A 12,802-nucleotide genomic window follows, 5' to 3' on the forward strand; every position below is an offset into this window, starting at 1 on the left:
TCTACTTTGGGTAAACAAAGGTAACAACTTGATTTTAAACCAGTATAAAATTTGTACATTTATAGTGCAATTTTCATCTCATTAACTACACTTAAAAGTACTTTCTACTTCTCCCTACTGAATTTAGAAGGTGTTTTTTTAAAGTTAGCGCAGGCTCGCAAGAGCCACCCCCTAAGCCCAGAACAATGCGGATTCGTTCTGGGCGTTTTTTATTCAAAAGTCGCATAGCCAAACATAATCCTTTTTGATTTCATTAATAAAATAACTAAAAAGGATCCTCCATGTTAAAACCGCTGTGTGTATTACTTCCCGTTTTTATTAGCTTCCAAAGTATTGCGAAAAACAGCCAATACGAAGGCTTTAGCTATCCGAATAAGGCAAAGAACGCCATTAGTATTTCCTTTGATGATGCCAGACACAGTCAGGTAGACACAGGGTTAGCACTATTAGACAAGTATCAGGTTAAGGCCACCTTTTATGTCTCCCCTTTTAATGTCAAAGAACGCGTTGAAAAATGGCAAATGGCAGTAAAGTCTGGGCATGAGATAGCGAACCACACTACCAGCCATTTATGCACCGGCAATTTTGAGTGGTTGCGTAAACAGGGGGTTTCTCTTGAGCAAATTACGCTCAAAGGCATAGAACAAGATATTCTAAAAGCGCAAGACTATATCAAGCATACGTTGGGCATTGAACCAACCTCGTTCGCATATCCGTGTGGAAACACATTTGTAGGGCGTAGTGCTAACACAAAAAGTTATGTGCCTGTTATTGCCAAGCACTTCGAAACAGGTCGAACTTGGCTAGATGAAACAGCCAACAACCCTAATTTTACCGATTTTACTCAGCTTACTAGCTTAGCGATTGATGGCCTTACCTTTGAACAAATAAAAGCCATGCTTGAGCAGCACCGTACAAATAACAGCTGGATTATTCTTGCGGGGCATGAGGTGGGTAAAAGCAGTCAGTACACCACAGACAGCGAAGCACTTGAGAAGCTTATCGTGTATTTACAAAACCCAGACAATGGTTTTTGGCTTGATACCGTGAGTAACGTGGCTAAATATGTAAAAGCTAACCGACAAGAAATTGATTAATGATCATTTAAATCAAACTCAGTAATTTGGTTATCAGCGTGAATAAGCTCATACTTTGCAAGCAACCCGTCATTAAGTTCAATCAAGCTGATAGCCGCATTACTTACAAGGTATTTTTGCCCGTCGCCTTTGGTTTGATGTTTATCAACTTCCATCTGCCAGCGCTTAGTAAAAAAGTTAAGGGGACTTTTCGGGGCATATAAAATTGAATCAAGCTTATCGAGTACGTTAATAAGTTTTCTCGGGAACTCATTTTTAATACCACTGGCCGTTAATTGCCAAATACGGTTTTTATGTTTCCCAAAGCGCTTTTGAACAGAAAAACAAAATGAATAATGGACATCGCCAGAAAGAATTAATGTTTCTTTCGGTGTATCTTCACGCCGAAATGTATCGAGTAACTTTTTAGCAGAGCCTTCGTGAGCCATCCAGTTTTCAACATCAACTAATAAAGGCTGACCACAAAAATTAAACATAGCCTGAATCGCTTCTATTGATTTCACCCCAAATACGGGCGCTGGAGAAACGATAATAACCTTATCATGCGAAAGTAAGCTTTCTTCAAGTTCGGTTAAGCGTTCCCAGTCGAGTAAACCTGAAGGCTCATTAAAGTTTTGCTCATTACGCCAGCGATGGGTGCGCGTATCAAGCACCACCACTTTAGGAATGGTATTGAGCTCGTAATGCCAATAATTAAAATTGAGGATCAGCTTATCGAACTCTTTGAACTGCCATGTTTGGCCATCAAAGCTTTTTGTGAACGCAGATAACAAAGACAGCGTTTTTTCACCCGCATCATTACCAACCCCTTGCATTAACCAATAACTTATTAAACCGTTATTAACGATTCGTCGGCTGACTGGGTGTTGATAGATAGCGTGCTCCCACCCTGCCGTTAAATTCCAGTCATCTGTGACATCATGGTCGTCAAACATCATCAGGGTTGATACATTAGCAAACAACCGCTGTGTTTTATTCAACCCATCCGCAAAGCCAAGGAGTGCATCCTTTTCAAGCTGAAATTGCGTGGCGTGTTTAGGCGGCAGTGTTGGGCAATCTGTCTGTGCAAAATCAATTAGCTGCCACGAAACAGCACTAAAGTTAAGTATATAAAGTGCAATGAACTCTTGAAAATGTACTAAATGATTTTCAGCTTTTAAACTAGAAAAATGAGGCTCATCTTTTTTTAGCCAATAACCGACTCCCCATTTGCTGCGATTTTGCCAAGGCACTTTAGGTAAATAAAGATGGCGACTATAAAGCTGTTCGCTAAAACAAGCGGGTAAATTGAGCTTAAGCGGCGGCTCTTTAAAGATCCCAAACAGCGTTATGATTTTTTCTATCGCCAGTAACATCGGCCCTGCAACATCATCTGCGTATACTTGATCACCCGATAACAAAAGTAAATCAGCACCCGCGTTTAGCGATTGTCGCTGCTCATTTTGCCACGTGTCGGCTGCCACCAAACTATCTTTAGCAGGATGATGGGGGTTACGGCACGAACCATGTAAGATTTTATCGAGTCTATTAGGAATTACAAATGCAGGAAAATCGGCACGTTCGTAGCAAAATGCAGATAAATCGAGGCTTTTATCACGATCATGAAGTGAATAATAGATCAGTGAATCAACCCCAAATGGCTGTGAGGTTGGTAAAACAATGACATAGTAAAGAAAGAGAGCCTCGCCTAATTGAATGACCTCATGCTGACAGGTAGATTCAAGGCCCTCAAACTCAATTCTATAATCACTATTTCGGGTTGTTACAAACTGAAAACAAACTTGATGAGGATCTGCACGGCGTACCATAGGCCCCATAATAAGTTGAGGTAAATTTGATACGCCGGTCATTGTTAAGCCCTTTTTGCTTGCTTAAACAGTGAATAGAAATTATCCGTCGTTGCGTTAGACAATTCGTTAAAAGTAAGCCCTTTTAACTCAGCAATATAATACGCAACGTCTTCTACATACGCGGGTTGGTTTGTTTTTCCACGGTATGGTACAGGGGCTAAATAAGGCGAATCTGTTTCGATTAAGAGCCGATCTAATGGGATTTTCTTCACAACGTCTTTTAGTTCAACGGCATTTTTAAATGTGACAATGCCTGAAATCGAAATATAAAAGCCCATATCAATCGCTTTCTTAGCCATATCCCAATCTTCAGTGAAACAATGCAGTACACCACCACATTTTTCAGCATTATGAGCGCGCATCAGGTTAATTGTGTCCTCACGCGCATCTCGAGTGTGAATGATAAGGGGTTTGTTAAGCTCATTAGCAACGTCTATATGCCCAACAAAGCTCTCTTGCTGAACGATATGCGTTTCTTTTGAGTAATAATAATCAAGACCTGTTTCACCAATTGCAACGACTTTATCGTGAGTAGCAAGGTTGATCAGTTGGTGTTTATCAAGTGCATCTTTTTGATCAAGAGGGTGTACGCCACACGAAGCGGATACATCTGGATAATCTTTAATTTTTTCAAGCATGCTTGGAAACTGCTCCAAAGTCACACTAACACATAAAAAGTGTTCGACTTGCTTTGCACGTGCGTTTTCAAGTACTTGGTCTAAATTAAGGTCGAGTTTGTCGAAGTCAAGACGGTCTAAATGACAATGAGAATCTACAATCATGGTACTACTTTTTTACATGGTATACGTCGGATTGTCAGAGTTTAACATAGTACCCAGCAGTTTTTCGATCTTGGCATTTAAATTGGTTTTATCGTCGATAAAGCTTATACCAATACCTGGCGGGTTCGAGCTTTGTGCACCTTGTGGGGTTATCCAAGCAACCTTCCCAGTAATTACGTCATCTTCTAAAGCATCTGGTAATGTCACTTTTAAAGCCAATGAATGCCCCATTTCAAACCGCATATTAGTACGTACAAACAAACCACCATTTTTTATGAAAGGCATGTAACAGCGATATAATTCTTCTAAATCTTCGATATCTACTAATAATTCTTGCACAATATGTCCTAATTATGGCTTTCACGTAAAGAAAACGCTAGTTGCGAAATGGCCAGCGGCATATTCAAACCAAGCACATGTGAGCTGTTATAAATAAACTCAGAAATTGCAGATTGCGCTTTTTGATAGCTGAAAAAATCCATTCCCAATACTAATTGCGTTTTTAGATGCTCAGTTAAAAACAAAGTAAAGACATTAACCAAACTTGTATCTTTATTCAGTATGTCGACTAACGCACTGAAATTATGGCTGTCTTTTATCTCAGTTGCAAATTTATAGAGTGTATCAATAGACTCTAATTGCTGTTCATTTTGCCATTGTTCTACAAGGAGTGGTTGTTGCGAAAACAAACCTAACCAAGAATAATTAGGAATATCTAAGGAGGCTAACCATTGTGTCGTAGTTTCTATATTAACTTTCACTTCGTGCACAGCACAACGACTGAGTATGGTCGCAGGTAATTGCGCGATTTGTTCACAGGTTAATAATAGGTAGCGGTGTAAACTTGGCTCTTCAAGCGTTTTTAATAGCGCATTTGCAGCGGCTGTGGTCATTTTATGGCACTGCTCAAGTACAACCACCTTATTACCGTTTTGAGCAGCTGAATGGTTTATAAAATCGGTAATATCACGAATTTCATCAACACCGATCGTTTGCCCGTCTACTTTAACCACCCGTTTATCGGGATGCGTGCCTGCTTGATTTAACAAACAACTTTTACAATGACCACAGGCAACCAAATTATTGGCTGAGGCACATAACAAACCATCAGCTAGCTGCTCTACTAAGCGCTGCTTGCCAACCCCTTTATCACCATTAAACAATTGCGCATGATGAAAACGATGCTGAGAATAGCTCTGTGCTAACTGTTGTTGTAAGGGTTCAAGCCAAGGCAGTGGCATATTATTTTAAACTCTCAAAAAAGGTATCAAGTACCGTGGTGATGGCAGCATGCACTTCAGGCATCGCTTTATTTGCGTCAACAGTTTGAATACTGGGATCATGTTCAGCAAGTGCCAAATAACGCTCACGTGTACGTTCAAAAAAGCCGAGCGCTTCTTGTTCAATTCGATCAAGTTCTCCGCGTCCCTTCGCACGTGCAAGGCCCACAGCAGGGTCAATATCTAAATATATTGTTAAGTCTGGCTTTAAGCCTTTTAAAACCATATCAGCCAAAAAAGAGAGTTTTGATTGCTCAATACCACGCCCCCCCCCTTGGTAGGCTTGCGATGAGAGATCATGACGGTCTCCCAGTACCCAGGTCCCTTTATCGATTGCAGGTTTAATAACATTCGCAACAAGTTGAGACCGTGCAGCGTACATAATAAGCAATTCTGTCTCACCCGTTATTTGCTCTTCATGAGCCTGTTTTACAATGTGACGTAGTGCTTCCGCCACAGGGGTACCACCTGGCTCACGTACATTAATAAATTCAACCTGCTTGTGCTGTAGGTAAGCTTGGCACACGGCGATTGCCGTTGATTTTCCGGCTCCTTCAAGACCTTCAATCACTATAAATTTCGCTGTCATATGACTCTATTCTGGTTATTTGTTTAATTGGTACTGCTGCACAGCACGATTATGCTCTTTCAATGTTTTTGAAAATTGATGGCTCCCATCGCCTTTCGCCACAAAATAAACATACTCTGACTCAGGCGGATTCACCGCTGCAAGTAATGCCGCTCGCGATGGCATGGCAATCGGCGTTGGCGGCAGCCCTTTAATTTTATACGTATTATACGGTGTGTAAGTGGTTAAATCTTTACGTTTAATATCACCATCAAAGTCGGCTCCGATGCCGTAAATTACCGTTGGGTCTGTTTGTAAGCGCATATTGCTCTTTAACCGATTCGTAAAAACAGCCGATATTAAGGGCCTTTCACTTGCAAGCCCTGTTTCTTTCTCGATAATTGAGGCAAGTATCAGTGCCTCATACGGTGAGTTCAAGATTAAATCGTGTGCTCTATTTTGCCACGCATTATCGAGCTCTGTTTGCATTTTAGAGTAGGCACGCTTTAATACACTGCTGGCCGTGTCTTCACTATGATAGTGGTAAGTATCAGGGAATAACCAACCTTCTAAATTTTCATCTTTATTGCTAATTTGCTTTGCTAAATCCTCTTCATCAAGGTCTTGCTTTAAATGAGTTTGCTTAGCAATGTTGGTAATTACTTCTCTCAGTGGTTGCCCTTCAATAATAGTAAAACTAAAGCTGACTTGAGCGCCTTGATTAATGCGGCGAATATTATCGATTACAGAGGTAGAATCAAGCTCATACAAGCCTGCTTTTAAATCCGTTAAGGTCGGGTCTAACTTTGCAAGCACCTGAAATTTAAAACAACTGTCAAGCCATTGCTTACTTTGCCACTGTTTGCATAATTGATTAAATCCTGTTCCGCGGTCCACTTTAAACAGTGTGGTGTTAGTAACATTTAATGGCATACTCAATGCTGCTTGAAGTTGTTGATAGCCAATACCACAACATAGCAATGCTAATAAAAGCACGCTAACAATGACTTTTATCACACATTCTCCTTGGCAAACTGGGTCGCTAATAATGCTTTACTTCGAGTAATGTCAAACTGTGTATCCGTAATGGCTGCAACAGGCACAACACCCATTAAGCTATTACACATAAAAACCGCATCCATCGCTAATAACTCTTCTACGCTAATTTGTTTAAACTCAATTGCTAACTTAGCACATAACGATTTTAGGTAAACCCCAGTAATCCCACAGTTATTTAATTGTGGCGAAAAAATCTGTTCATTTTTTATCGCAAATAAATTAGCAGCAGAGCTTTCTATTACATTGTCATTAATATCAAGCACCACAACATCGTCGCAATTAAGTGTGTTCATTTGATTTTTAATGAGCACTTGCTCGAGGCGGTTTAAGGTTTTTAAACCGGCAAGCACAGGCTGATGTGCAAGTTTAATACTGCTTATAGCGAGTGAAACCCCCTGCTCTTGCCATGTTTTATAATGTGCAACAGCAGGTAATACCGTGATAAGAACTTGAATCGAAGGCGCTTCAGGTAAGCCGTAACCTCGGCCGCCACTGCCGCGGGTAATAACAATTTTTAAAATGCCTGATTGCATATCGCCTATGGCCTGAAGCGAGGCATTTTCTATTGCCATGAAATCTAAAGTTGGGAATGCTAAGCGCGCTGCACATTCTATTAAACGGGCTTTATGTAATGGCCAGTGCTCTATACTGGCATCATTAATGCGAGCCGTCGTGAAGAAGCCATCACCATAGTTAAGACCACGATCTTGAAAGCTGACCATGGTGTGGTCGTTGGTTATAATTATTGTTTGTTTAAATTTACTCATATAAAAAAGCCCAGTTAAACAACTGGGCTCTTCTTAATTTAGTCCGTTGTTACCGGCAATTATACCTTTTTAAATAGCAACGAGCCATTAGTACCACCAAAACCAAACGAATTACACAGTGCATAATCCAATTTAGCGTCACGTGCCGTGTGCGGTACATAGTCTAAATCACACCCTTCATCAGGGTTATCAAGGTTAATTGTTGGGCTTACTTTTTGGTCTTGTAAAGACAAAATAGTAATAATAGACTCAACAGAGCCCGCTGCACCTAACAAATGACCCATCATTGATTTAGACGAACTAACCATCACATCTTTTGCTGCATCACCAAAAATTGATTTAACAGCCGATGTTTCAGCTTTATCACCTGCATGCGTTGAAGTACCATGCGCGTTAATGTAGCCCACTTGGTCAGCATTTACTTGTGCATCTTTCAACGCATTTTCCATAGCAAGTGCTGCCCCAGCGCCATCTTCTGGCGGTGAGGTCATGTGGTAAGCATCACCACTCATACCAAAACCTACAAGCTCTGCATATATGTTTGCACCACGTGCTTTTGCATGCTCATACTCTTCCAGTACGATAACACCTGCACCATCGGCCAGAACAAAACCATCGCGGTCTTTATCCCACGGACGAGATGCGGCTTGTGGATCATCATTACGTGTTGATAATGCACGAGCTGCATTAAATCCGCCCATACCAATTGGCGTAGATGCTTTTTCAGCACCACCCGCAACCATCGCATCAGCATCACCGTATGCAATCATACGCGCTGCGTGGCCAATGTTATGCAAACCTGTTGTACAGGCCGTAACAATTGAGATATTAGGACCACGTAGCCCATGCATGATCGATAAGTGACCCGAAATCATGTTAATGATGGTCGACGGTACGTAGAACGGAGAAAGCTTACGCGGACCACTGTTTAATAGTTTTACGTGGTTTTCTTCGATTAACGTTAAACCACCGATGCCCGAACCCACTGCGACGCCAACGCGTGTCGCGTTTTCGTCAGTGATTTCTAAGCCAGAATCTTGTAGTGCTTGTACACCCGCTGCAATGCCATATTGGATAAACAAATCCATTTTTTTTGCATCTTTCGGTGACATGTAAGCTGATGCATCAAAGTCATTCAGCAAACCTGCGAATTTGGTGCCGAAACTTGAGGTATCGAAATGCGTGATAGTTTGAATACCACTTTTACCGTTTAACAAACCTTGCCAAGTAGATTCAACATCATTACCTAGCGGTGTCAACATTCCTAAGCCAGTTACGACGACTCGACGTTTAGCCACGGGTTGCCTCCAATAAGGAAATTATTTTAGGTGGGGTGTATACCAAAATATTCAGTATCATTCTTTAGATAGACTAAGGGCAGCCTAAAGCTGCCCTTAAAATCAAAATGCGATTGATTACTCAGCGTGAGCTGTAACGTAATCGATTGCAGCTTGAACTGTAGTGATCTTTTCAGCTTCTTCGTCTGGGATCTCAGTGTCGAACTCTTCTTCAAGAGCCATTACTAGTTCTACAGTATCAAGTGAATCAGCACCTAAGTCGTCAACGAAAGAAGCTTCATGTTTTACTTCTTCTTCTTTAACACCTAGTTGCTCGATAATAATTTTCTTTACGCGTTCTTGGATGTCGCTCATTCTTCTTTCCTTTATTAAATACGCCAATGCGTTATTTTCAGATTGCGGCGTAGTTTACGCCGCATAATTCTGTGATTCAAGGATTTGCTGATAATTACTTATCTGGTCAAACCTCTTGATTGGTATTTGTTCATTTATCGCTTATTTTCATAGCGAATTCAAGTATGTTTAAAGCAAGATCACAAAAAATTCAACATTTTTCGATAATCTTTTGTTAGCACTTTGGTGCTAACATTCATTAAACCATGTACATCGCGCCATTTACGTGCAATGTTTCACCCGATACATACGCAGCTGCGTCAGATGCTAAATAACACACTGCGGCTGCAATTTCTTCAGGCTGACCTAAACGACCCGCTGGCACATTTGCTAGCGTGGCTGCTTTTTGCTCATCTGTCAGCTCATCAGTCATGTCTGTTTGGATAAATCCAGGCGCTACAACGTTAACCGTGATACCACGAGACGCCACTTCGCGTGCAAGTGATTTAGTAAAACCAATCACACCTGCTTTTGCTGCAGCATAGTTTGCTTGACCCGCATTACCCATCGTGCCTACAACTGAACCAATGTTGATGATACGGCCATTTTTCTTTTTCATCATAGGACGTAAAACAGCCTTAGATAAACGGAAAACAGAGCTTAAGTTGGTGTCAATAATGTCATCCCACTCGCCGTCTTTCATTCGCATAAGTAAATTATCGCGCGTAATACCCGCATTATTTACTAATACATCAATATCACCTAAATCAGCTTTGATCGCAGCAAGTGTTGCTTCAATCGACTCTGGATCAGTCACGTTTAACGCATAACCTTTACCATTATCGCCTAAGTACTCACTGATTTTTGCAGCACCTGATTCGCTTGTCGCTGTGCCCGCAACTTTTGCACCTTGTGCCACTAAGGTATTCGCAATCGCTTTACCTATACCGCGGCTAGCACCTGTGATAAGGACAACTTTGCCCTCAAGAGAAAATAAATTTGTCATTCTATTCCTACTTATTTCGCTTCATCAATCGTAGCTTGCGTGTTTACCGCTGCGCATACCATTGCTTTATCAATACGTTTAGCCAGACCCGTTAATACTTTGCCTGGGCCAAATTCATAGCTTTGTGTAATGCCTTGCGCTACAAGGGCCTGTACAGTTTCGGTCCAGCGTACTGGGCTGTATAGTTGACGTACTAGCGCATCTTTAATTGCTTCACTTGATTGCTCTGCTTTAACGTCAACATTATTAATTACATCACACTTAGGTGTATTAAATGTTAAAGCGGCTAAATCAGCGGCTAATTTTTCTGCCGCAGGTTTCATTAATTCACAGTGTGAAGGCACGCTTACAGCAAGCGGTAAGGCACGTTTTGCACCTGCTTCTTTACACGCTTCTGATGCGCGCTCTACCGCGGCCTTGTGGCCTGCAATAACAACTTGACCAGGTGAATTATAATTAACTGGTGAAACCACTTCGCCATTAGCCGATGCTTCACATGCGGCTTTAATTTCATCATCACCTAAACCGATAATAGCTGCCATAGAACCGGTACCCGCTGGTACTGCTTCTTGCATATATAAACCACGGTTTTCAACAAGCTTGACGGCTTCGCTTAAACTAACAACGCCTGCACAAACAAGCGCTGAATACTCGCCTAAACTGTGGCCAGCCATAACAACGTCTGCATCAGGGTTTGCTGCTAACCATTGGCGGTAAATTGCCACACTGGCAGTTAACAAGGCCGGTTGTGTACGATGGGTTTGATTTAATTCTTCTTCTGGACCATTAAGTACAAGTGCAGCTAGATCATAGCCAAGCGCGTCTGATGCTTCTGCAAATGTTGCTTTAACAATATCAGAATCGGCTAAAAGTTCAGATACCATGCCCACAGTTTGTGAGCCTTGACCTGGAAATACGAGTGCAATTTTATGTGCCATACTTTGCTCTTATCATTAAACAAAAAAATAATTCTTTCGTAGGCAGCATAACAAGTTTTTTAAATGCTGCACTACTTTATTGTTGGATGTGTTTGCTCAAAAATCGCAGCGATTTTTTCAGGGAGTTGGCGTTCGACTTCCCGCACGGCTTCATCTATAGCAGCATGGAACGCCTTTGCAGAGGCATTACCATGGCTTTTAACAACAATACCGCGCAATCCTACCAGACTTGCGCCATTATACTGGTCGGGGTTCACCCGCTTGTAGAGCTTTTTTATCACTGGACGCAATAAAAACGCCAAACATTTGTATAAAAAATGTTTGTGTAAGGCTTTCGTTAATTTATGCATGATAAGTTTGGCAATCCCTTCACAGGTTTTTAATGCCACATTACCTACGAATCCTTCGCACACAATCACATCGGCTTTGCCACTGAAAATATCGCTACCTTCACTGTAACCTGTGTAGTTGAGATATTTACATTGCTGCATTAGTTGTGCAGCTTGCTTTATTCCCTCATGCCCTTTGATGTCTTCAGAGCCAATATTTAATAAACTAACGCGAGGATTATCACAGCCAAGCGCTTGTCCTGCGACCACAGAGCCCATAATGCCAAACTGATAAAGTGTTTGCGCATCGCAATGCACATTGGCCCCTAAATCTAATAGATAAACGGGATCTTTTCGCTCAGTAGGGACGGCTGAAATAAGGGCTGGTCGTTTTACACCCGGTAGCATCTTTAATACATAATGCGCCATAAAAAATAACGCGCCAGTATTACCCGAGCTTACACAGGCTTGCGCTTCACCCGATTTAACTAAATCAAGGGCAACTCGCATTGAGGAATCTTTTTTTGAACGAACAGCTGAAGCGGGTTCACACGCATTAGTAACAACTTCACTACAATGACGAATGATTAATCGCGGGTGAGAAAGCGAATCAAGCGCTTCAAGTTCTTTAAGAATAACTTGCTGATTACCACATAAGATCAGTCTTAAGTTGGTATTAGCATTTACCGCTCTTACGGCGGCGGGGATAGATGAACGGGGGCCGTAATCGCCCCCCATCATATCTAACGCTATGGTTAGATTGGTCAGCATATAGCAATCTCTTAGTTAGAAATTACTTTAACGCCTTTATAGTAACCGTCAGCAGTTACGTGGTGACGACGGTGAGTCTCACCAGAAACTTGGTCTACAGTTAAAGTTGGACCACTGATCGCATCGTGTGAACGGCGCATGCCGCGTCTTGCACGAGACTTTTTGCTTTTTTGTACAGCCATTAGTCTTCTCCTAAGAATCTTTCTTAAGTTGTTTCAAAATATCAAATGGATTTGGTTTGTCATCTTTTGCTGATAATTTACCAAAGCTTGTAGGCTCTGATGAATAACTGCACGAGGCTTCGTTGTGTGTAGGCACTATAGGAATTGCCAAAATCAGTTCGTCTTCGATTAACTCAAACACGTTGATTTCGCCATTTTCGTCCAGTTCTACTTCATCGTAACCTTCAGGAAGATGATCTGACTCTGCATCCAAACCGACTGGCGAATACACAAAGTCTTGATCCAAATCCAACCCTAATTCACCATTGCAGCGTTGACAAGTTACGGTTACATGTACTGATAAATTACCACTTATCACTACTAAACCCTGGTCATCAATTTTGCAATGAATCTTTACCGCTATTTCACCTGCTTCTTCCTGCACAACTTGCTCTAAACGAGAAAGTTTTTCAAGCGGTACAATACCGTCATACGTTAAACGATGTTGTGCTGCTTTGCTGGGATGAAGAGTGATGGGAATTTTCACCTTTTGCATAGGGGCT

The 12,802-nt window shown here is 41.5% G+C and carries 15 protein-coding genes; 1 reads left to right on the forward strand and 14 read right to left on the reverse strand.

The window, feature by feature from the left end:
* The first annotated feature begins 281 nt into the window (after positions 1 to 281).
* Positions 282 to 1,097 carry a polysaccharide deacetylase family protein gene (locus H3302_RS08820; protein ID WP_182394948.1) on the forward strand — a complete coding sequence of 272 codons (816 nt, stop codon included), beginning with the start codon at positions 282 to 284 and terminating at the stop codon, positions 1,095 to 1,097.
* Here H3302_RS08820 and H3302_RS08825 read toward each other — a convergent pair.
* From H3302_RS08825 to yceD, 14 genes are all read right to left on the reverse strand, one after another.
* On the reverse strand, positions 1,094 to 2,947 hold the full coding sequence (locus tag H3302_RS08825) for an alkaline phosphatase D family protein (protein WP_182394950.1): 1,854 nt from the start codon (positions 2,945 to 2,947) through the stop codon (positions 1,094 to 1,096). The two genes, H3302_RS08820 and H3302_RS08825, sit on opposite strands and share 4 nt — an antisense overlap.
* 2 nt (positions 2,948 to 2,949) lie before the next feature.
* Positions 2,950 to 3,729, reverse strand: a complete 780-nt coding sequence (locus H3302_RS08830) for a TatD family hydrolase (RefSeq protein ID WP_036968000.1) — start codon at positions 3,727 to 3,729, stop codon at positions 2,950 to 2,952.
* 12 nt (positions 3,730 to 3,741) lie between these two features.
* Entirely contained in the window at positions 3,742 to 4,068 is a 327-nt protein-coding gene (locus H3302_RS08835) for a PilZ domain-containing protein (RefSeq protein ID WP_036967997.1), read from the reverse strand.
* A gap of 8 nt (positions 4,069 to 4,076) precedes the next feature.
* A complete protein-coding gene (locus H3302_RS08840) occupies positions 4,077 to 4,970 on the reverse strand; it encodes a DNA polymerase III subunit (RefSeq protein WP_118844363.1) in 894 nt (297 codons plus the stop codon).
* 1 nt (position 4,971) lies between these two features.
* Positions 4,972 to 5,598: a dTMP kinase gene (gene tmk, locus H3302_RS08845; RefSeq protein WP_036967991.1), complete on the reverse strand. Its 627-nt coding sequence runs from the start codon at positions 5,596 to 5,598 to the stop codon at positions 4,972 to 4,974.
* Positions 5,599 to 5,613: 15 nt separating this feature from the next.
* On the reverse strand, positions 5,614 to 6,594 hold the full coding sequence (gene mltG / locus H3302_RS08850; RefSeq protein WP_182394952.1) for an endolytic transglycosylase MltG: 981 nt from the start codon (positions 6,592 to 6,594) through the stop codon (positions 5,614 to 5,616).
* Positions 6,591 to 7,403: an aminodeoxychorismate lyase gene (pabC, locus tag H3302_RS08855; protein WP_182394955.1), complete on the reverse strand. Its 813-nt coding sequence runs from the start codon at positions 7,401 to 7,403 to the stop codon at positions 6,591 to 6,593. Before pabC ends, mltG begins: the two co-directional genes overlap by 4 nt.
* Before the next feature lie 59 nt (positions 7,404 to 7,462).
* Entirely contained in the window at positions 7,463 to 8,701 is a 1,239-nt protein-coding gene (gene fabF, locus H3302_RS08860; RefSeq protein ID WP_036967982.1) for a beta-ketoacyl-ACP synthase II, read from the reverse strand.
* A gap of 117 nt (positions 8,702 to 8,818) precedes the next feature.
* On the reverse strand, positions 8,819 to 9,055 hold the full coding sequence (gene acpP, locus H3302_RS08865; RefSeq protein WP_016707440.1) for an acyl carrier protein: 237 nt from the start codon (positions 9,053 to 9,055) through the stop codon (positions 8,819 to 8,821).
* Positions 9,056 to 9,293: 238 nt separating this feature from the next.
* On the reverse strand, positions 9,294 to 10,040 hold the full coding sequence (gene fabG, locus H3302_RS08870) for a 3-oxoacyl-ACP reductase FabG (protein ID WP_036967976.1): 747 nt from the start codon (positions 10,038 to 10,040) through the stop codon (positions 9,294 to 9,296).
* Between the two features lie 11 nt (positions 10,041 to 10,051).
* Entirely contained in the window at positions 10,052 to 10,978 is a 927-nt protein-coding gene (fabD, locus tag H3302_RS08875) for an ACP S-malonyltransferase (RefSeq protein WP_036967973.1), read from the reverse strand.
* A gap of 71 nt (positions 10,979 to 11,049) precedes the next feature.
* The gene (plsX, locus tag H3302_RS08880; RefSeq protein WP_036967971.1) at positions 11,050 to 12,078 is read right to left on the reverse strand and encodes a phosphate acyltransferase PlsX; all 1,029 of its coding nucleotides are present in this window, start codon (positions 12,076 to 12,078) and stop codon (positions 11,050 to 11,052) included.
* 11 nt (positions 12,079 to 12,089) lie between these two features.
* A complete protein-coding gene (gene rpmF / locus H3302_RS08885; protein WP_036967969.1) occupies positions 12,090 to 12,260 on the reverse strand; it encodes a 50S ribosomal protein L32 in 171 nt (56 codons plus the stop codon).
* A 10-nt stretch (positions 12,261 to 12,270) separates the two neighbouring features.
* Positions 12,271 to 12,795, reverse strand: a complete 525-nt coding sequence (gene yceD / locus H3302_RS08890; RefSeq protein WP_036967966.1) for a 23S rRNA accumulation protein YceD — start codon at positions 12,793 to 12,795, stop codon at positions 12,271 to 12,273.
* Positions 12,796 to 12,802 lie beyond the last annotated feature (7 nt).

The organism is Pseudoalteromonas sp. MT33b (assembly GCF_014117385.1).
Lineage (GTDB): Bacteria > Pseudomonadota > Gammaproteobacteria > Enterobacterales > Alteromonadaceae > Pseudoalteromonas > Pseudoalteromonas lipolytica.